The following is a 21,648-nucleotide window of genomic DNA, read 5'->3' as shown; positions in this document are numbered from 1 at the left end:
AAGCTTAAAAATGAAAAATAACGAACAAAATAAAGGAGCTTCTTTTAATGATGCCGGTAAGACCGCAGTTAACAAATTGCAACAGGATCATTTTAAAGTTACAGCTTCTAAGAAGGACGAAACACTGCAGTATCATCAGGGCCGTGGCGCGCAGATCAATACGCGCAACCGCTTTCTGAAAAATGAAACGGTAAAAGAACATGTGGAGGCTATTGATGACTGGGAAGAGCCCGACCTGTCCACACAATACATAGAACAGGAAGCAAAAAGCATTGTCAATAAGGTGGAAAGTCCGGATGTGGGCATGGGGTATAGTATGAACGCCTATGCAGGCTGTGAGCATGGCTGTATCTATTGTTATGCCCGCAATGTGCATGAATACTGGGGATATAGCGCCGGGCTTGATTTTGAGCAGAAGATCATTGTTAAAAAAAATGCCGCCCAGCTGCTGCGCAAGCAACTGATGCATCCCAGGTGGGAACCTATTCCCATCATGCTGAGCGGGAATACAGATTGCTATCAGCCCGCAGAAAAAAAATACCGGCTTACAAGAGGGCTGCTGGAAGTATGCAATGAATTCAACCAGCCTGTTGGCATTCTTACAAAGAACGCCGGTATTCTCAGGGATAAGGATGTGCTGCAGGAAATGGCAAAGAAAAATATCGTGCGGGCTATGGTGTCTGTAACTTCTTTTAATGAAGAGCTGAGAAGGGTAATGGAACCCCGCACCACCACGGCGATGCAGCGGTTAAGGGTGATTGAAGAATTAAGCAAAGCAGGCGTTACCATGGGCATTATGATGGGGCCGATGATACCCGGTTTAAATGATCATGAGATGCAGCGCATCATGAAAGCGGCGGCAGACAGAGGCGCTACGTTTACGGCCTATACTTTTATCCGGCTGAACGGGGCCATCAAGTTCTTATTTCATGACTGGCTGTATAAGAACTTCCCGGACAGGGCCGATAAGATCTGGCATATGATCGAGCAGAGCCATAATGGCAAGGTAAATGATTCCCGATGGGGCCTGCGCATGCGCGGGGAGGGGAGCATTGCACAGATCATTGCCCAGCAATATGCCAAATACGGAAAGCTGTATAAAATGAATGAAGGAGAAACGGGCCTCGACCGGAGCGCATTCCGGCGACCGGGGCAGCAGGGAACACTTTTTTAGAAAATGAAGTTGAGGCCTGTAGTGATCCTATCATGTGGATACAACTTCCTTCTTTAAAATGATGTTACAGGCAGCAACATACCGGCGGAAACTTATATTGCTGCGCTGCACCTTGGTAATGAAAGTGAAGCGGAATCAGAATGAATTTTATTCCCGGTCAGTACAGACCTGCCTGCCCTGTTAAAGATGGCAGGCATTCTCAAACCACCAGGGAACGGATATTTTAATAAAAAAGATAACTGTCTGAGATTATCATTTGGTACGTAGAAACATCGCTGCGGAGCGCCGCAATATTAAAAAATGCAGCAGAGCCGGGGTGGCCAATGACCGGAGGAAATGCTTCTCACGCAACAGAAAAGCTGATGCCCGTTGTTACCAGAACTGTTTTTGAGATATGTTCACCTGATAGGATAGTTATCGGGATGGGTTTTCAGTGATCAGCTATGAGTGCTTAGGGGGTTCCTGGTCAATGGCCGGGAAACCACAACAATGGCCTGAACCATAAACGGCATAAGGATCTTCTTTCTAAAAAGGTTTAAGCAGGTATTAATTCTGGAAGTGAGTTTTCCACATAATCCGGCACCCGGTGGAAAATATTTTTCACGACTGACGGATGAGAATTGATAATTTACTGCAAATTTTCCAATTGGCCGGATTTTATAGGTGAAAAGGAGTGGTGCGCTTTCATAAAAAGAGAAAACCAGTTTCATATGCACGATAGAACAAAACAATGGAGGAAATTAACCGGAGAGAAGATCACTGCCTACATTGAAGACGAAGTACGCGGCGCTATCCTGCGCGAACGCGAAATGGGCAGCCAGCTAAAAGTTTGTATTGGTACCGACAGCCAGGTAAAAGGCGCCGATACAGAGTTTGCAACTGCAATTGTTTTTATCCGTAAGGGACGCGGAGGCTTTATGTACCTGAACAATGAAACCACCCGTGAAAAGATGAGCATCCGTCAGCGGATGATGACAGAAGTAGCGCGTAGCATTGAAGTAGCTTATGCGCTCAGCAATGTATTTACATCGCACCAGGTGGATATGGAAGTGCATGTGGATATTAACACGGATCCCATGTATAAAAGCCACGATGCTTTAAAGGAGGCCATTGGGTATATTACGGGAATGGGATTTGTATTTAAGGCAAAACCCGAAGCATTTGCCAGTTCCTGCTGCGCCAATAAAGTGGTACAGTAAACTATACTTCCTGTGAAATGACCTTTTGTGCGCTGTTGTACCGGCGTAATGACCTGTGTACGGTTTTAAAACCAGTTATTACTATTAGTTACCAGATACCCGGGCCCTGGGCTTTTATCGATGGTGTGGAATTCGCGGTTAATACAAGAGTAGATCAGGTTCATGGTCTGCACATAATTGCTGATATGAGGCCCGTCTGAAAAAAGAAGATAGATCATTAACGGGCGCTTACCGGAACTGATCCTAAAAACAAACCGCCTTTTCAGGAATGGCCAGTGAGGATAAAACTTCCTCTATAACCCGCTTTTGAGCTGCTGCAACAGAACGATATGCAACTTTTAGCTGAATACAGGTATAATCTTCAGGGTGAACGCATAAATTTATTTTAACTGTAATTGGAATCGATAATGTTAAGTCACGAATGAGTGCTAAAGGCGCTGTTGGTGACTATATTAAAAGTATAGAACGGTATTTTTTATCCATGCCCGCCCGAATCCCGTTCCGTTCAGGCGGATATTCGTGGCAGATTTTTATATTTTTATGCATCTGCCTGGTATAACCGTTTATATAAAATGTTAAAGTATATTTAGCTTTATTGTTTGTAGTCATAAGGTTACATTTGTAACTATTAAATGATGTTTTAAACAGTGCTCGATGAAAATTGCTTTAGTACAGCAGAATTATCATATTGGGAATTTTGATGCAAATGTTGGAAAAATTATTTCAGGAATTCAGCAGGCAAAACAGGCAGGTGCCGACCTTATCGTATTTACGGAACTTTGTGTATGCGGTTATCCGCCACAGGATTTTCTGGAATTTAATGATTTTATTAATAAATGTGAGGCAGCGGTCAATGAGGTCTGTCAGCATACAGAAGGTATTGGTGTGCTCATCGGAGCGCCCCGCAGGAATGAAAAGCGGGAGGGAAAAAGACTTTATAATGCGGTTTATCTGCTGGAGAACAGGCAAATAAAAGGCATTGTGCACAAAACACTGTTGCCTAATTACGATATTTTTGATGAATACCGCTATTTTGAACCGGCAGATACCTGGCAGGTGCTGGAATTTCACGGGAAAAAGCTGGCCGTTACCATTTGTGAAGATATCTGGAATATGGGCGATAACCCGCTTTACCGCATTACACCCATGGATGAGCTGATCAAACAGCATCCGGATATCATGATCAATCTTTCGGCCTCTCCTTATAACTATGCGCAGGATACTGTGCGTAACAGCATCGTAAAAGCCCATACAATAAAGTATGGGTTACCAATGATCTATTGCAATGCGGTAGGCGCCCAAACGGAAGTGGTCTTTGATGGAGGAAGCCTCGTCTATGACCGCGTAGGGAACAGGGTAAAGGAATGCGCCTATTTTGAAGAAGACTTTTTTATTGCCGATCTGGATGCGTTGTCCAAAGCTGAAAAAGCCGGAACAGGGCAGGAAACGCCCGTATTTTTTTCTGCATCTGAAGTAGGCCTGGGAAAAAATACCCTGGACTATTTATCAGATGAAAAAAATATAGAAGAAATACACCAGGCGCTGGTGCTGGGCATCAGGGATTATTTTACAAAAATGGGTTTTCAAAAAGCCATCCTGGGCGCGTCCGGTGGCATAGACAGCGCTCTGGTACAGGCATTGGCCGTGGAAGCGCTGGGGAAGGAAAATGTATGGGCCATTCTGATGCCTTCGCACTATTCAACAGGACACTCTGTGAGCGATGCAGAAACGTTAAGCAAAAACCTGGGCAATCCGTACAATATTATACCTATAAAAAATATTTATGATGCTTTTGTAACGGAGTTGTCGCCCGTATTTAAAGGACTGCCGTTTAATGTTGCGGAAGAAAATCTGCAAAGCCGCAGCCGGGGCAACCTGGTGATGGCGCTTTCCAATAAGTTCGGGCATATTTTGCTGAACACTTCCAATAAAAGTGAGCTGGCTACGGGCTACGGAACGTTGTATGGCGATATGGCCGGTGGCATTGGTGTTTTAGGAGATGTGTATAAAACACAGGTATACGCTTTGTCAAAATACATCAACCGGAACGGTATTGTAATTCCGTCAGACATCATTACAAAAGCTCCTTCAGCAGAATTAAGGCCCGGGCAAAAAGATAGTGACAGCCTGCCGGATTATGCAGACCTTGATACGATTCTGGTAGAATATATTGAAGGAAGAAAAGGGCCTGCGGAGATCATCGCATTGGGGTATGATGAGCAACTGGTATCAAGGATCTTAAAGATGGTCAATATGAACGAATATAAGCGGAAACAATTCTGCCCCATCATCCGTGTCAGCTATAAAGCATTTGGTATAGGCAGAAGAATGCCGATTGTCGGAAAATATCTTTCATAGCCAATAGTAACATTTAACAATGTATAATGCATTATAAACGATGAGCAAAAGCTATTCCGGCAGGTTATTTGCAGGATGAATGGTTGAAAAACATCAGGTATCAGCATTTAGAAATCAGAAATTATTGATATGGCAAAAACAGCAGAAGAAATAAGGCAATTGAATGAGCAAATAAACGGGGCCGGTTATTTTGTAGATGCGTTGCGTCATGAAATAGGGCATGTGATCATCGGGCAAAACCATATGTTGGACCGGTTGCTGATCGGCCTGCTGAGCAATGGGCACGTGTTACTGGAAGGTGTGCCGGGACTGGCAAAAACATTAACGATCAAATCACTGGCCACAGCCATCCATGCCAACTTTAACCGTATACAGTTTACGCCGGATCTCTTACCGGCAGACGTTATCGGTACCCTGATCTATAACCAGCAACAGAACGAATTTGTAGTGCGGAAAGGGCCTGTTTTTGCCAATTTTATCCTGGCAGATGAAATTAACCGCGCACCGGCAAAAGTGCAGTCTGCTTTGCTTGAGGCTATGCAGGAGCGGCAGGTTACCATCGGCGATAATACCTTTAAATTGGATGATCCTTTTCTGGTGCTGGCTACACAAAACCCGTTGGAGCAGGAAGGCACCTATCCGCTGCCGGAAGCACAGGTAGACCGTTTTATTATGAAGGTGATTGTTCGTTATCCGGAAATGCAGGAAGAACAACTGATCCTGAGATATAACGTACAGGGGGAAAAATTGCAGCCCGTAAAACCGGTAGTAAGCATCGAAGAAATCAATAATGCAAAAGAGCTGGTAAGGGATATTTATCTGGATGAGAAAGTGGAACAGTACATACTGGATATTGTTTTTGCTACCCGTTTCCCGGAGCGTTACCAGTTGGGTAAGCTGACGCCGCTGATCTCCTATGGAGCTTCCCCGCGTGGCAGCATTAACCTGGCACTGGCCGGCAAAGCGCAGGCGTTTTTAAACAGGCGGGGCTTTGTAATACCCGAGGATATCCGTACCGTGATCTATGATGTATTAAGGCACCGGATCGGGCTGACGTACGAAGCAGAAGCAGAAAATATCAATGCCGAAAATATCATTGATGAAATTTTAAAAGCGGTCAATGTACCGTAATTGAGAATTGAGTGTTGAGTTATTGGTAGTAGAAGACCAAAACCTGATCACTCAGGGCTCAGTTTTTCAAACAAAATAAAATGTATTGAGAACGCGTGAAGAAATATTAAAAAAGGTCCGGGAGCTGGAGATCCGGAGCAAGAAGCTGGCCACACAATTGTTCTCCGGAGAGTACCACAGTGCTTTCAGGGGAAAAGGCATGTCGTTTAAAGAAGTGAGGGAATATGTGCCGGGCGATGATGTGCGGTTCATCGACTGGAATGTATCGGCCCGCATCGGTCATCCTTACAGCAAGGTGTTTGAGGAGGAACGGGAGCTGACCGTGATGCTGCTGATTGATATCAGCCGCAGTGAATTGTTTGGAACTTCTTACGGGCGTAAACGTGACCTGGCGGCTGAAATAGCCGCTGTGCTTGCTTTTTCGGCAGTAGCCAATGCAGATAAGGTTGGCGCTGTTTTTTATAGCGATAAAGTGGAACTGTATGTGCCTCCCAAAAAAGGAAGGCAGCATGCCCTGTTTATTGTGCGGGAAATGCTGAGCCTGGAACCTGCAGGAAGAGGCACCAGTACCGCTACCGCCATCCGCTTTTTAACCAATTCTGTAAAACAGGGATGCATTGCGTTTATATTAAGTGATTTCATCGATGCGCATTATGAAGATGCTTTGCGGGTTGCGGGCAAAAAGCATGATGTGATCGGCATTAAATTATATGACCGGATGGATAAAGAACTGCCCGATGCAGGATTGATCCAGCTGATGGACGCGGAAACAGGGGCTGTGCAATGGGTTGATTCCGGCAATGCCTATGTAAGAAGGAGGTATGAGGAGGAGTTCTTCAGGGTTACAGCCTATTGTGCAGATATATTTAAAAAGGCCAACAGTGATCTGTTGCATTTAAAAACAGGAGATGATTATATAAATGTATTGCGGCGTTTTTTCAGGAGCCGGGTAAAAGGGAGTGTTAATTAAAGGGAGTGCAGGAATGTTTAAGAAGGGAGCAAGAATAGTTGTTGTGTCGGTGTTACTGCTGGTAGCATTACCCGCCTTTGCACAGGAAACGGAGGTGAGGGCATCGGTAAACAAACAGAAGATACTGCTGGGGGAGCCCTTGCTGCTGAAACTGGAAATAAGAGCGCCGGGCAAAGACAGCAATGAACAATTCCATTTAGATTCGCTGCCTCATTTTGAATTCCTGAAAAAAGATAGCATTGTAAGGGAAATGGTGGATGGGGTGCAGGTTACTTCACAATACTATCGCATAACCAGCTTTGATTCCGGCCGCTGGGTTATTCCGCCGGTTGCGTTAACCCCGGATAAAAAAACAGAAGCCCTTTTTGTGGAAGTGGTATTTACCAGCCCTTTTGATCCCGGCCAGCCCTATCATGATATACAGGACGTGCATACTGTGCCTTTCCGGTTGAGCAAAAAAATAGAGCAGTGGTGGTATCTTACAGCGCTGTTGCTTATAATGATTACAGTAGCCATATACTGGCTTACAGCAGAAAAAAAGCCCCGGAAACAGGAAGCGCTTATTAAAGGAGCTTATGCAAAAGCAAAGCATCAGCTGAAGGAGCTGCAGCGTTCCGGTGTAGCTAAAAACAGGGTTTATGCAAGACTGGTTGAAATATTCAGGGCATACCTTCTGGAGCGTACCGGCGTGAATTCTTTGCACCAGACCTCCGGCGACCTGATCACCAGGATACGGCCCCTGTTCTCCGATAAGGAATTGTATAAAGAAACCGGCAATGTGCTGTCTCTTTGTGATCTGGTAAAATTTGCAAAGTACGACCCGGGGGATGCAGAGACCGGATCAGCATTTAAAATAATTGATCAGTCAATCGATCATGTTGAAGCAGGGGCGAAGCATCCTGTTCAGAAACCGCATCCGGAAACCGTATTTAGCAAAGCGCAGGAAACAACAAAGCAGCAATGATTTACGAATGGTTCCAAAATATAACATTCATCTGGCCGGAGAATTTTATTTTCATGGCCACTATTCCTTTGCTGGTATGGCAATACCTGCAAAAGGATAAAACGGGCAGGGGCGTTATAATGGCATCAAGTGTTAATTATAAGGTGCCGCCAACATTTAAAACAAGGTTCCGGCATTTGCCTTTTATTTTGCGGCTGCTGGTAATCGCATTGCTGATCACCGCCCTGGCCCGGCCGCAGCACCAGCAGCAAATGACACGCAGTGAAGGAGAGGGGATCGACATAATGCTGGCAATGGATGTAAGTGGCAGCATGCTTACGCAGGATGTTAAGCCCAGGAGGTTTACGGTGGCAAAAGAGGTAGCGGTCGATTTTGTAAAAAAAAGACCAACAGACCGCATTGGGCTTGTCATTTTTTCGGGTGAGGCATTTACAAAGGTACCGCTGACCTTTGATAAAAGCACCTTGCTGCAGCAACTGGAAGATCTTAAAGTAATGGACGGCGGGTACATTGAGCCCGGGACGCTTATTGGTGAAGGCCTGGCCACCGCTGTAAACCGGATACGGAAAGGGAACAGCAAAACAAAAGTGATCATCCTGTTAACGGATGGAAAAGAGGATGCACCGCCCACAAGGATCATTGATCCGCAGATGGCATTGGAAATAGCAAAAGCAAATGGCGTAAGAGTGTATTGTATAGGGTTAGGTGTGAGCGAGTTTACTGAAGAGCAAATGGCATCCGGTGTCAGGAACTTTTTAGATGAGGACCTGCTGAAAAAGATCGCAGGCGAAACAGGCGGCCGTTATTATCATGCAGTAGATAAAAACTCCCTGCAGTCTATTTACAGCCAGATCGATAAGCTGGAAAAGACCAAAGTGGAGATTGTTCATTACAAACAGGTGGAAGAAATGTTTCTGCCGTTGGTGCTGGCCGCATTGGCACTTTTATTCCTGGAGATCGTTTTGCGGTACACGGTATTTAAGGGGTTCCCATAACATAAATTGTGTACAAATATTATCAGGCTGTACTGTACCGGAGCTTTATTTTGTTGTGGCCCTGTTATAGCATTGCTGCTGAGTATTGCTGCTGAAGCATGATCCGGTCCCAGGCATACAAGACGTTATGTAACTGGTAGCAGTAATATTGTTCCTATAAGCACCTGTAAGGTTTGTTTGCTATCCTAAATGTATGTATTTTTAATGGACCGTATCCGGTTTTAAACCGGGGACTGTTTTTTAATTACCTGATAAAAAAGCAGCCCGTTTTATAACAAACAATAATTTATCTATATCTTTTATAATGAAAAAGAAGCCCGCTGGTATAGTGTTGTTGTTATGCATCTGCTGCCTGTTTTCCAGGGCACAGCAACACCCCAATGTACTGATCCTTTATACTGATGACCTGGGTTATGGCGACCTGAGCTGTAATGGCGCCACCACCATTGCCACTCCTAATGTGGACCGGCTGGCACAGGAAGGCATTAATTTCTCCAATGCGCATGCTACAGCTTCTACCTGCACGCCTTCGCGCTATTCCCTGCTTTCAGGGCGGTATGCCTGGCGAAAAGATGGAACCAATATTTTGCCCGGAGATGCCAACCTCGTCATTCCAACGGATATTACCACGCTTCCAAAAGTATTTCAGCAGGCGGGCTATGAAACAGGCGTTGTGGGAAAATGGCACCTGGGCCTGGGCAGCCAGTCACCGGTTGACTGGAATAAAAAAGTGACGCCGGGGCCGGCTGAAGTGGGCTTTGATTATTCTTTTATTTTTCCGGCAACAGCAGACCGCGTGCCTACGATCTTTATGGAAAACCAGTTGGCATTGGGGTTGGAAGCAACTGATCCGATCGCCGTTAATTATCAAAAGCCCTTCCCGGGCGAACTTACGGGAAAAAAGCACCCGGAACTGCTGAAAATACTTAATGATCCCAACCAGGGCCATGACGGGCACATTACAAACGGTATTGGCCGTATCGGGTTTATGAAGGGAGGGAAGCGCAGTGAGTGGACGGACGAGGAGCTGGGTTATGTTTTTAATAACAAGGCGCTCCGTTTTATTGATAACAGCCTGAAAAAACAGAAGCCCTTCTTTTTATATTATGCCATTCATAACATTCATGTGCCGCGTATGCCCGGTACCGAGTTCAAGGGTAAAAGCGGGCTGGGTTACCGCGGGGACGCGATCCTGGAAATGGATCATACAGTAGGCGTTATTATGAAAGGGCTGCAGGAGCGGGGACTGCTGAACAATACCCTTGTTATTTTCAGTAGTGATAACGGGCCCGTGTTGAATGACGGCTACCTGGATCAGTCGGAAGCAACTGCCCGTTCGTTAAATTATCAACCCGGAGGTATTTACCGGGGTGGCAAATACAGCGCATTTGAAGCGGGAACAAGGGTTCCGTTTATTATACGATGGCCGCAGCAGGTTGCTGCCGGAAAAACATCAGCAGCCCTGTTCAGCCAGGTGGACCTGATGGCTTCTTTTGCGGCGCTCCTGCACATACCGCTTCCTGCAAAAGAGTTTACTGACAGCCGGAATTCTCTTTCCGCCCTGCTGGGCAAAAGCACTGCAGACAGGGAATATATTATAGAGCAACCGGCCAACCATGCCCTGTGCATTCTAAAGGACGGCTGGAAATACATGACGCCTTCTAACGGGCGGGCATTTATGGAAGGGGTGAATATAGAAACCGGGTACAGTAAAGAAGACCAGCTCTATGATTTGAAAACGGATCCTGGTGAAAAAAATAACGTAGCTGCAAAACACCCGGAACGGGTGCTGCAACTGAAAACCCTGCTGAAAAAAGTACGGGCAGCGTCAGAATAGCCTGAACTTCTTATTGGAGTATTGATTTTTCCTGTTCATAATAAACCGGAATCAAAATAGTAATTGCACTTCCGGTCAGTGAAGACTATGACCGGGGCATAGCCGTAGTTTATGTCCGCACCATAGCCGTGAATTTAAGAGCGGAAGCATGATTTTTGTGTATCGCTGTCAGGACTAAAGAAACGTATCGTGCCTGCCTGTTCCGGTAGCTATCCTGTATACATATCTTTTGCTAACAGGTATAAGTGTTTCTGATTATTATGTGCTGCTTTTTTCTTGTTTTTCATCCGAATGTTCGGATTCCGGAACACAATTGAAACTACTGCAGCCAACCGGCTTCATAGCGCCTCTTTTTTACGCAACGGATGTTTTCTTATCAAATAAAAGGAGTACGTAAAAAAGCAGCGCAGTAAGGAAACTACAACAGCCAGGCAGCAGGTACTTCAATGAACCTTTTCAGTAAGGCCAGCTATAACTTTTCATGTGGTTGTCCGTGTGCGTGGGCAGTCAAACGGCCGGAGGCATTCGTTTGACGAAGCCTTTTTGGCAACCTTTTGTGGCGACAAAAGGTTGAAAAGAAAATAGAGGAGTTGAAGGTCTGTTATTGTTTCAATAACTCCGTAATTCAATTAAGACAATTTACATCACTGTTGCACGAACCTTGTAATAGAAGAGAAAAGTTGTGTATACAGAGTAGCTGTTCCTGTAGGCGGGCCCCAGGGCAATCAACGCTTCACAGAGATGTTTTAACCCGGGGCTGACCAAAAAGACCCTTTTGTCAGGCTATCCCGATAGATTCGGGATTATTTCAGCATCTAAAATGGCGTCTGATTGCCGATAAATGCTGATCCGCCTACCGGCGGGCAGAACGACAATCTACTATAAACAGGCTTTTTGGTCACCCTCAGTTGTTCTATGAAATCAGGCCCGCCCGGACTGACGGGGCCGAATCCTGGGCGGACGGGCCCGCTCGGATGAACCCCGCCAGAATGAATCTTTCGGGCTGGCGTTCGGACGGGCCGATGGCTTTCCCGGATTGAAAAGTTTACCAACGCATTACCTGGAATTGGTGTAATAATGAATGTAGAAGCGTAGCCTCGGGCCATCGTTCAATGCATCCTTTAGTGCCCCTGCCGGAAAGTAAAAGCGGCTATTGCTTCCTTTTTCCTAACTTTATTAGGATAATTGCTCCTTATGTTAAAAACGTAAAACTAATTTAAAATGAAAGTAACAACTGTATCAAAATTTTTTGCCGAAATGCTGGGCACCATGGTATTGGTCCTTATGGGCTGTGGAAGTGCCGTTATTGCCGGTGCAGACGGCACTACAGGCGTAGGATTACTGGGAATAGCTTTTGCCTTTGGGCTGAGTGTGGTGGCAATGGCCTATGCGATCGGTCATATTTCCGGTTGCCATATAAACCCGGCTATTTCAATAGGTATGGTGGTTGCCGGCCGTATGAAAGCCGGCGAAGCGGCTTATTATATCATAGCCCAGATCATTGGGGCGATCATTGGCGCAGCATTGCTTTATGTGATTGCCAGTGGTAAAGCAGATTATACCGGAGGTTTAGGCCAGGATGGATACGGCGAGCTCTCACCGCAAAAATATTCCATGGTCAGCGGGTTTATTGCCGAAGTGGTCTTTACCTTTATTTTTTTGCTGGTTATTTTTGGTGCTACTTCCAGCAAAAATATCCATGGTGGTTTTGCCGGGTTAAGCATTGGCTTATCGCTGGTGCTGATCCATATTGTAGGCATACCCGTTACAGGAGTGTCTGTGAACCCTGCAAGAAGTATAGGACCAGCCGTTTTAGTAGGAGGAGCGGCATTGAGCCAGGTATGGCTGTTTATTGTAGCCCCCATTATTGGTGCTATACTGAGTGCATTGATTTGGAATATACTGTTGGAGCGGCCGGATAAAAAAGCAACAGCATAATCGTCATAAAAGACCGGCGGGAGAAAATTTCTCCCGCCGGTCTTTTTATTGATGCAATTGCTTATTAGTATTGAAATATTTTCCCCCCAACCATTACTTCCTGTGTTTTTTCATCAAAAGTCGCCTTCATCCCGGTTCTGGATGCCGCGGTTGTCATAATATTTGCAATGGAATGCATATAGCCTGCTTCAACAGGAGCATGAGGCTGTTTGCGGCTGCGTACACATTCCATCCAGTTGCGTATGTGGTTGGAGGTTAAGATATCGCCGCCTGTATTGGCTGATGCGACCACCTGTTCATTATTGGGCAGCTCAATATTGGGCAGCAGGTTGGCCTTCATATGCATGGCTGCGGCCATTTTTTCTGTTAGCCCTCCCTTTGGAGATATTTTATTGGTGATTAAATTGAGTTCGCCACCGTTGGAATAGTATATTTCTGACGGATGCTCATCGCCATTGTGCATGCGGGAGCCAAATGTTACCTGAAAGCCGCTGGACAGATCATCTGCAGGTCCATAGTCGAATGCTGCCATTATAGTATCCCAATTGCGTCGGCCATCCTTCCATTGATAAATGCCGCCATTGGCTACTACGCTCCGGGGATGTTTGAGGCCGGTGAACCAGTGCACGGTATCTATCTGATGACTCATCCATTGACCTGGTAGTCCGGAAGAGTATGGCCAGAACAGACGATATTCCAGATAGATGCGGGGATCGAATTTTTCAAAGGGCCGGTTCATTAAAAAACGCTTCCAGTCGGTATCTTCTTCTTTTAATACCTGCAGCAGTTCAGGCCGGCGCCAGCGGCCGGGTTGATTCACATTCCACGTGAGCTCCACCATCGTAATGGGCCCGAACTTTCCTGATTTGATAAAATCATTGGCGGCCTGATAATTGGCGCCACTACGGCGCTGCGACCCTATCTGTACAATTTTCCCGGATTCGTTTACCGCTTTATAAGCCGCCCTGTTATCTTCCATGGTTTCTGCAAAGGGCTTCTCTACATACGCATCGCAGCCGGCTTTAACGGCTTCAATGGTATGCAGTGCATGCTGAAAATCGGCTGTGCTGATAAAAACCGCGTCCACCATTTTACTGTTATACATTTCTTCGTTATTTCGAAAACTTCTGACATCATTTTGCATTTTTTCTTTCCACATTGAAACTCCCTGCTCCCGACGTAATTTCCAGATATCAGAAACAGCCACTACCTGGAAATTCAATTCTTTGCAGTGATTCATAAAACTGGGCATATGGGAACTTCGGTGACGGTCGGAAAACCCTACAACCCCTATGCGCACCCGGTCATTGGCGCCAAGGATATTGGCATAGCTCCTGGCGGTAAAACCCACAGCGGTGAGGTAGGTTCCTGTAGTGGCTAACGTGCATTGCTTGATAAATTTTCTTCTTGAAGGCATAAGAGGAATCGTTAAATGATGAAATGTTCTATGCTTCCTGCGGTTTGCAGTGCAGCGATAGATTGCCTTCCCAATTTAGCACTTTTTTATGTATTGTAATGGGGGCAGATCCGGGGGCTGGCATTTTTATCGCTGGGATCGCGGGTGAAAGGGCTGCAGGTTAAAATGTAATTTCAAGGGAAGAAAGGCGTACCCTCATTTGCAGGATCTTTAAGACCCGGTGTTCCGGCAGGCCAGCGTGGGTAACGAGCCTGCATTTAGTCAGAATTCAGGCTGACCATACTTTTGGTGAGCTTTTAAAATAGCGTGCTCCTGCTGCTCTGTTATTCCATAACGGGAATATGGCCGTACAGCACCCTGCCGGAAGAACCAGAAGCTTAATGTTCCAGCTCACTGTCAATGATCGCTTCCAACTGGCTGAGCTTTTCTATGATACTGTCTGAATCAATTGAGGAAGCGGCTTCTGCCTTGAATTCTGTGGCAAACCAGATCAATACCATGGAAACATAGTCCTGCATATCCTTGCCGGGGAATGTTTTTTTGAACTCCATGACCTTGTCATTAATGATCCTGATAGAATGGCGAACGGTTTCTTCATCTGCCGGTTCCACTTTTATACGGAAATGCCTGTCAGCGATCATAATATTGGCAGGGATCAGATTATCCTGTTGCGGCATAGTCTTAATTTTTCGGTTAAACACTTAATAGAGCAATACATTTATCAATTTCTCTCAGGTAGCTGTTGATCCGTTTTTCAAAGGCCTTACGCTCTTCAGGGCTCATTTGCGTATTGCCATATCTGGCTATGTCCAGTTGTTGCTGCATGGCTTCCATATTTGAGGCAGCCGCTGCTGCCGAAGCCTTCGATTCCTCCAGGGCCTGTTTTAAAGCACTGTTCTCTTTTTCAATAGCAGCATTCTTGCGACAAAGCTGCACCAGTTTTTCCTGTATCTGTTTGATCTTGTCTTCTATTAACCGACTCATTGGCAAATTTTTATTGCATACTTTTAAAGTAACGGATCATTTTCTGATTTCTACCTGCAAATCTCTTTCCAAACTTTGCATAATCTTTTTCATCCAGCTGTCAATTTCACGGTCCGTTAATGTTTTTTCGGCATCAAGGAAGGTAAAGTTTACAGCCAGTGATTTTTTACCTGCTCCCAGCTTGTCATTTACAAAAACGTCGAAAAGTTGCACCGATTGCAATTTTTTTAAATTTAGTTTTTGTATAACAGCTTCCACGGAACTGTAAGGAAGCTCCAGCGGAGCAATCATGGCAATGTCTCGCTGTACTGCCGGAAAGCGGGGAACCGGGCTGTACTGGGTCTTGTGCTTCAGTGCTGCTTTCAAAATAGTGTTCCAGCTGAGATCTGCAAAGAACACAGGCTGTTTAATATCAAAACGGTCTAACAGTTTTTTGTGCACGGCACCTATTTTACCAAGAAGGGCAGGCCCGGATTTTACCTCGAGACCATACTGGAAATTCGGTTCCTTCAGCTCATCATAATGCCAGCCGCTGACACTGGCAAGTGTCAGCAGGTTTTCAGCGATCCCTTTCAGAGCATAAAAATCATATTTTACAACGGGCTGTTTCCAGCCGGCTGCCTGCTCCTGGCCGGAGAGGTAAATGCATAGATGCTCCGGCTCTTCAAATTTTCCTTTTAAGTTGATACTGTATGTTTTGCCAAATTCAAATAATCTTAAATTTTCACTCCTTCTATTGATATTATGTTGTATAACCTCAAGACCGGTTTCCAGCATATTGGGGCGCATGATATTCAGTTCCGCGCTCAGGCTGTTTTTCATCTTTACTACGGTATACAGTTCCTCTTGCGCATAATAGGCCTTGTTAGTAATAGAGTTGGTTAAGATCTCATTATGACCGGAACCAATCAAAAAAGTTTGTATTTTTTCTTTAATTAACTCTGAACCAATATTTTCATCTGCCGATGGTGTTATTTTTATTGATGTAGGAATCTCCACATTATCCAGGCCGTCAATTCTTAATATCTCTTCCACCACGTCTGCCTGAAGTGTTACATCCGGTTTGTGATAAGGAACACTGATCAGCAGGGAGTCGATATTGTCTTTTTCTACCTCAAAGCCTAATGATTTAAGAATCTCCTTAACCGCATCAGGGTGGTAGTTCTTGCCGCTTAGTTTTTTCAGATAATGATATTTCAGGGCAATCTCCTTTTTGGGTTGTGGCTCGGGATAAATATCATAGATATCCGATGAAAGTTCACCCCCGCAGGTTTCAGTGATCAGGGCAGCCGCCCTTTTTAATACCCTGACGGTTGCAGAAATATCTGTTCCTTTTTCAAAACGCGTTGCAGCGTCTGTTCTTAAACCATGGCGAAAAGAGGTCTTACGGATGCTTACAGGATCAAAATAGGCGCTTTCCAGGAAAATGCGCCTGGTATTATTGGTTACCCCGCTTTCCAGTCCGCCAAAAACACCTGCAATGCAGATGCCTCCTTCTGCATCGCAGATCATCAGGTCATCGGCGCTTAGTTTCCGCTCCTTTCCATCCAGCGTTATAAAAGGAGTTGCTTCCGGCAGGTTCTTTACAATGACTTTCTGCCCCCTGATTTTATCAGCATCAAAGGCATGCAGGGGTTGTCCGGTTTCATATTGAATAAAATTGGTGATGTCTACTATATTGTTTATGGGTTTCAGACCAATAGACTTTAATCGCTGCTGCAGCCATTTGGGTGATTCGGCGATGGTAACTCCATCAATGCAGATACCGCTGTATCTTGGCGCGGCCTTTTTATTTTCAACAATAACTGTCAGCGGCGCTTTTGTTTTGGGCGCTTTAAAGTGATTGGTTTCAGGTAACCGGGGTTTCAGGTTTTTTTTATCGTGGTGGCTGAGATAGGCACAAACATCCCGGGCTACGCCCCAATGGCTCATAGCATCCATGCGGTTGGGGGTGAGGCCTATTTCAATAATGGTATCGGAATAGCTCTGGAAGTATTCTGCTGCTGGTGTGCCCGGTTTTACATCCGGAGGCAATACAAGGATGCCTTCGTGGGAAGTGCCCAGACCTATTTCATCCTCGGCACAGATCATTCCCTGGCTTTCTTCACCCCGGATTTTTGCCAGTTTCATGGTTACCGGATCTCCGTTTATTGGGTAAATAGTGGCGCCCACCGGTGCTACGATTACTTTTTGTCCTGCTGCTACGTTGGGAGCCCCGCATACAATATTTAACGGCGTACCGTTACCAATATTGACCCTGGTCAGTTTTAACTTGTCGGCGTTTGGATGGGGCCTGGTTTCCAGCACCTCTCCAATAACCAGCCCTTTTAGTCCGCCTTTCAGCTCTTCATATTCATGGATGGCTTCTACTTCCAGCCCTATGGAAGTCAGTATCTGGCTTAATCTTTCCACACCAACAGGTACAGACAGCCCGGCCTGTCCGGCAGGCAGGTATTCACTCAGCCATTTATAGGATATTATCATTCTTCTTAACTATTAATAAAATTTGGGACTGCGAATATACAATTTAGGTTTCAGGAATTAAAAACAGGGGACTGGCTAATACTGGTTAGCCCCGCTGGATTATGATACCTGGCCTGCTGAAACGGATTTGATCTTTTTGTATATTTATAATAGCCGGAACTAAGATTTCTGCTTTTTTAAAAAATAAAGCATGATAATAAAAGATAATAAAACTTTTTTTGCCCCGGAACTTTTCATCAACAATGGAGTTAAAAACATTTCTTTTTATGAGAAAGCATTCGGGGCAACTGAACAAATGCGCTTTTCCAACGATGACGGAAGTATCCATGTTGTTGAACTTTCCATTGGCGGATCTATATTTCATTTACACGAAAAAACAGCGAAGCGCTATTTTTTTCCGCCTGAAGAACATAATGCTACTACTGTTTGTATCGGCTTGTTTGTTGCTGATGTGGATGAAGTAATGACCAGGGCAATTAGAGCAGGTGCAACTGAAATAACCCCTGCACAGGATTACGAATACGGCTACAGGCAGGGAACAATTAAAGACCCGTTTGGGCATTACTGGCAAATACAGAAGAAGCTATAGAAGATCAGGCATTAGAGTATTGCTTGTCATCTGCATACTTTGCGTATATTGCATAGCAGTGTAACCGGTGTAATATCACAGTTTTTTAGAGAAATAGTTTATAATAAAAGACCGGCTAAAGCGTTTGTTTTTCCGGAACTATTTGTCCGACCCACATAGAGTGCTTAATTTGGAGCTTTAACTTACTGAATAATGAAGAAAATGACATTAGGCATCATTGCCATTATTGGCTGTTTATTTACAACCGCCCAAAAACAGGTGCAATGGAAGGCAGCAGCCGGTGCACCGGTGCCCGGTTTTAGGTTTTTACCAAAAGGCCAGGCAGATTCGGTTTCGATTCATGCTTATGAGGGGAAGGTGGTACTGATCAATTTTTTTGCTACCTGGTGCGGTCCCTGCCGGGCGGAGCTGCCCAGGGTTCAAAAGGAGATATGGGAAGTATATAAAAATAACCCGGACTTTGCCCTGTTTGTTTTTGGCCGGGAGGAAACAAAGGAAAAGCTGGATAGCTTTGTGAAGCGAACAGCATTTACATTTCCCGTTCTTGCAGATCCTGAACGGAAAATATTTTCTCAGTTTGCGGACCAGTTCATTCCAAGGAATGTGGTCATCGATAAAGACGGGAAGATCATCTACCAATCTATTGGCTATGACAATGAGGAGTTTGAAAAGTTGCTGAGTGTCTTAAAAGAGCACCTTCAGTAATATTAACGCCTGTTGCCTGAAAAGGGAAGTTATAAAAACGGAGATCCTTTACGCATGAATGCGCTCTATCTGTGCTTTCGCCAAGGGCAGAGGCTGTGTTCCGGAGATTAGGGACAGCGGGTCATATGCCGTTCTGCAACTTTTTGCCTGGTTGGGTTCAATAAGCGCTGCTATTGGTGCGCTCCAGACAAAAATAACGAAGCATGTTTTGATTGAACCCTCACCCTTTGTCAAAGATCCATGTAAGCGTTGTCCTTCACCAGGGCAGGGCGCTATTGTCTTTTTAAAGTTCAAACGGTATTATCCATGCATTCGTGGCAATTTTTTCTCAGAATGCAAAACGCCCCGCAGTCCGGAAATGGATGGTACGAGGCGTAGCTGAGGGCTTGTTCTTTATTTACTGGCTTACAGGCTGTGCAATACGGCCCATGAATAAGATACTGTTAGAGGTTGTTTCACTGATAATGATCCCGAAAGGACGGTTACAGATAAATTGCGGATTAGCAGGGAGCGAAGTCACTTCAATTCCGCCGGTAGTGACGGCAGCTGCTTCGGTGCCCTCTTCATCAACTGCTGCAAAAGTGTTCTGCTTTACAAAGCTGATCTTTGTAGGTGTTTTACTGAATCCATCAAATTGGGCGGCATCTGTAAATGCTTTTTTAATGCCCAGTGCCTGGAGCGTGCTGTTTAAATTGTACTCCTGTTTCAGTGTAAATTTTGGAAGGCCAATATCAACCGTAGCGGTGCGGAGACCGCTTTGGACAGTTTGCCATTGATCTGCGTCCATTGGTGCAAACAGCTCACTGACCGGTACCCGTTTGGGGAGTAGGATAGTCATCGTGAACTGCCCGTTGCCATAAGGCTTTTGTACTACATCAAAACCCGGAGTAGCTGCATATTGCACAGTATCTTTCAGGTGCATCATTTTTACGGGCATCTTACTGCCGCCCTGTTTGGTGAAATTCTCGGTTCGGGTGTCTGCGGTATTGAATTTTGATTTCCAGTCGCCCTTAAAATAGAGCGCATTCATTAAGAGCATTACAAGTTTCGGGTCGAAATGATCAATCACTTCCGGGATCTTCCCATTGGTATGATCGCTGGCCCATTGGTTAATAGTGGCTACATCAGAAGGCTGAAAAGGCAACCCGGTGACCTGGGCCTTAAAATAATCTTTCATGATATTGAGAAAGGATGCTTCAACACTAAAATTGTTTTTGTACCAGATGGAATTAGCCAGGGCCAGGCTCACTTTCGGATCTGCCTTGGGCAACTTTTCCAAAAGCGTAAGATAGGACTGGTTGAGCTCATCCATCGACAGGTTTTCCGCACCCAGTGTTTTTATAATTTCGCTACGGGTGTCGCCCGTAGCGCCATTGGCAACCATTCCCATTGCGATATGCAGGCTGAGGGGCGAAATAAAGATATTATCGCCCGGGTCTTTTTCTTTTTGTAGTTGCCGGAAACAATTAAACGCGAAACCAGACAGGGAATGGTGTACAGGTGCGGAAAGCGCAATGGGTGTAATAGGCGCATCGGCCCCGGGATCTGTTCCTCCGTTATTAGTCTTGGAGCAACTGATTAAAAAAGTTATTGCCAGGCCTGTTAGTGAAATTGCAAGCGGATTTCTCATGATTATATAATTATATATAACCATAACGTAGAAAATGCCTGTTCTGCAACAGCAGGTGGTGTTAATTCCAGGTTTTTTTCTCTTTTTTGATCAGCATAGGAGCAAAGAAAAGGTAATAAAACAGCATCCACAGATCCAAAAGCAATACCCATTTCCTGAGGTCGGCCTCGTTAAGCTTTTTCATTACGTCACCAAAGATCCATTGCTGGATGGCTGATTTTATAACCAGCACCGTTACCCCCGCTCTCCAGTCGAACCAGATGGCAGTGCCAATCACCAGAAAGTAAAATAAAAAATGAGACAAACTGTATAATCCCAGTAAGATCTTATGTTTGGTTTTATAGTATTTAGAAGTGCTGAAGTGCCTGGTTTTCTGCTTTTTCCATTCGGCCCAGGTTCTTTTTGGGCTGCTGAGGGTGTGTGCTTCGGGCTCAATCACGATTGCTGTATTGTTTTTGGTAGCTACTTTATTAATGAACAGGTCATCATCGCCGCCGGGCAAATGATTGATATCAGAAAATCCTTTGTGCTCCAGGAACAGGCTTTTTTTATAGCTCAGGTTCCTGCCCACCCCCATATAGGGCACACCGGCCAGCGCGTAAGACAAATACTGGAGGGCGCTGTGAAAGGTTTCATAACGGATCACTTTATTTAAGAACCCGGGGTATTTATGATAAGCGCCATAGCCCAGAACAATTTCGATATCGTCATCATACGGCTCCTGCATTTTCTGCAGCCAGAACTCCGTTGCAGGCACACAGTCTGCATCGGTCAGTAGCAGTATTTCATGGATCGCTTCCCGGATGCCTACAGACAACGGGTATTTTTTGCCGGGAATGTGCAGGGCTTTTTGCCGGAGGTGTACCAGTGTAAGACAGTGGTATTTTGCATTCAGCGCTTCAAGCACATCCTTGCTGTTGTCTTCCGAATTGTCGTTTACTACAAGGATCTGGTGGCTGGTCCGGTATTCCTGAAAGATCAGCCCCGGAATGTTTCTTGCAAAACTGGCGGCTTCGTTCTTCCCGCAAACGATCATGCTTACGGGGTGCTCCTGGGAACTGCTCCTTTTCTTTTTCCGGTAAAACACCAGCCGGGCAAAAAAATAGCAATAATAAAACAGGAGAACAGCTGTAAAGAACAGCAGTGCCACAAATAACAGGTAACCCGGGATCAGGATCAGCATGCGGCAAATATAGGTGCTAATTGTTTATTTTCGCAGAGAACGGGTTCATTGTTGATGGTTGATAGTCTATAGTTGATAGTCCATGGTTCA

The 21,648-nt window shown here is 45.3% G+C and carries 17 protein-coding genes; 11 read left to right on the top strand and 6 right to left on the bottom strand.

Annotated features, from left to right (window positions below; all coding sequences use genetic code 11):
* The first annotated feature begins 10 nt into the window (after positions 1–10).
* From A8C56_RS11485 to aqpZ, 9 genes are all read left to right on the top strand, one after another.
* Positions 11–1,174: a PA0069 family radical SAM protein gene (locus A8C56_RS11485; RefSeq protein WP_245645862.1), complete on the top strand. Its 1,164-nt coding sequence runs from the start codon at positions 11–13 to the stop codon at positions 1,172–1,174.
* Positions 1,175–1,884: 710 nt separating this feature from the next.
* Positions 1,885–2,373: a ribonuclease H-like YkuK family protein gene (locus A8C56_RS11480; RefSeq protein WP_067761930.1), complete on the top strand. Its 489-nt coding sequence runs from the start codon at positions 1,885–1,887 to the stop codon at positions 2,371–2,373.
* A gap of 654 nt (positions 2,374–3,027) precedes the next feature.
* Positions 3,028–4,731 (top strand): NAD+ synthase, encoded by a 1,704-nt coding sequence (locus A8C56_RS11475; protein WP_067755962.1) that lies wholly within the window; start codon positions 3,028–3,030, stop codon positions 4,729–4,731.
* Between the two features lie 129 nt (positions 4,732–4,860).
* Complete coding sequence (locus A8C56_RS11470) at positions 4,861–5,862, top strand: AAA family ATPase (protein WP_067755959.1); 1,002 nt, start codon at positions 4,861–4,863, stop codon at positions 5,860–5,862.
* Positions 5,863–5,947: 85 nt separating this feature from the next.
* Positions 5,948–6,832, top strand: a complete 885-nt coding sequence (locus tag A8C56_RS11465; RefSeq protein ID WP_067755956.1) for a DUF58 domain-containing protein — start codon at positions 5,948–5,950, stop codon at positions 6,830–6,832.
* Positions 6,833–6,845: 13 nt separating this feature from the next.
* Positions 6,846–7,796, top strand: a complete 951-nt coding sequence (locus tag A8C56_RS11460; RefSeq protein ID WP_067755953.1) for a hypothetical protein — start codon at positions 6,846–6,848, stop codon at positions 7,794–7,796.
* Complete coding sequence (locus tag A8C56_RS11455) at positions 7,793–8,791, top strand: vWA domain-containing protein (protein WP_067755950.1); 999 nt, start codon at positions 7,793–7,795, stop codon at positions 8,789–8,791. Before A8C56_RS11460 ends, A8C56_RS11455 begins: the two co-directional genes overlap by 4 nt.
* A gap of 304 nt (positions 8,792–9,095) precedes the next feature.
* Positions 9,096–10,628, top strand: a complete 1,533-nt coding sequence (locus A8C56_RS11450) for a sulfatase-like hydrolase/transferase (RefSeq protein ID WP_067755947.1) — start codon at positions 9,096–9,098, stop codon at positions 10,626–10,628.
* Positions 10,629–11,849: 1,221 nt separating this feature from the next.
* Positions 11,850–12,566, top strand: a complete 717-nt coding sequence (aqpZ, locus tag A8C56_RS11445) for an aquaporin Z (RefSeq protein WP_067755944.1) — start codon at positions 11,850–11,852, stop codon at positions 12,564–12,566.
* Positions 12,567–12,630: 64 nt separating this feature from the next.
* On the opposite strand, the gene A8C56_RS11440 is transcribed toward aqpZ, so the two are convergent.
* From A8C56_RS11440 to pheT, 4 genes are all read right to left on the bottom strand, one after another.
* On the bottom strand, positions 12,631–13,983 hold the full coding sequence (locus tag A8C56_RS11440) for a Gfo/Idh/MocA family protein (protein ID WP_067755941.1): 1,353 nt from the start codon (positions 13,981–13,983) through the stop codon (positions 12,631–12,633).
* Positions 13,984–14,360: 377 nt separating this feature from the next.
* Entirely contained in the window at positions 14,361–14,660 is a 300-nt protein-coding gene (locus tag A8C56_RS11435) for a cell division protein ZapA (protein WP_067755938.1), read from the bottom strand.
* A gap of 16 nt (positions 14,661–14,676) precedes the next feature.
* Complete coding sequence (locus A8C56_RS11430; RefSeq protein ID WP_067755936.1) at positions 14,677–14,967, bottom strand: hypothetical protein; 291 nt, start codon at positions 14,965–14,967, stop codon at positions 14,677–14,679.
* Between the two features lie 36 nt (positions 14,968–15,003).
* Positions 15,004–17,451, bottom strand: a complete 2,448-nt coding sequence (gene pheT, locus A8C56_RS11425; protein WP_067755933.1) for a phenylalanine--tRNA ligase subunit beta — start codon at positions 17,449–17,451, stop codon at positions 15,004–15,006.
* 190 nt (positions 17,452–17,641) lie between these two features.
* Here pheT and A8C56_RS11420 point away from each other — a divergent pair, with 190 nt between their 5' ends.
* Complete coding sequence (locus A8C56_RS11420; protein ID WP_067755931.1) at positions 17,642–18,040, top strand: VOC family protein; 399 nt, start codon at positions 17,642–17,644, stop codon at positions 18,038–18,040.
* A gap of 192 nt (positions 18,041–18,232) precedes the next feature.
* Positions 18,233–18,745, top strand: coding sequence for a TlpA family protein disulfide reductase (locus A8C56_RS11415; protein WP_067755928.1), 513 nt, complete (start codon positions 18,233–18,235; stop codon positions 18,743–18,745).
* Between the two features lie 397 nt (positions 18,746–19,142).
* Here the strand turns inward: A8C56_RS11415 and A8C56_RS11410 are convergent, their stop codons facing one another.
* Both A8C56_RS11410 and A8C56_RS11405 read right to left on the bottom strand, forming a co-directional pair.
* Positions 19,143–20,375: a serpin family protein gene (locus A8C56_RS11410; RefSeq protein ID WP_067761928.1), complete on the bottom strand. Its 1,233-nt coding sequence runs from the start codon at positions 20,373–20,375 to the stop codon at positions 19,143–19,145.
* Positions 20,376–20,436: 61 nt separating this feature from the next.
* Positions 20,437–21,558 carry a glycosyltransferase gene (locus A8C56_RS11405; protein WP_067755925.1) on the bottom strand — a complete coding sequence of 374 codons (1,122 nt, stop codon included), beginning with the start codon at positions 21,556–21,558 and terminating at the stop codon, positions 20,437–20,439.
* Between the last annotated feature and the right edge of the window lie 90 nt (positions 21,559–21,648).

This window comes from Niabella ginsenosidivorans, from assembly GCF_001654455.1.
In the GTDB taxonomy this organism is placed as follows: domain Bacteria; phylum Bacteroidota; class Bacteroidia; order Chitinophagales; family Chitinophagaceae; genus Niabella; species Niabella ginsenosidivorans.
This window is presented reverse-complemented; position numbering and strand designations above follow the sequence as displayed.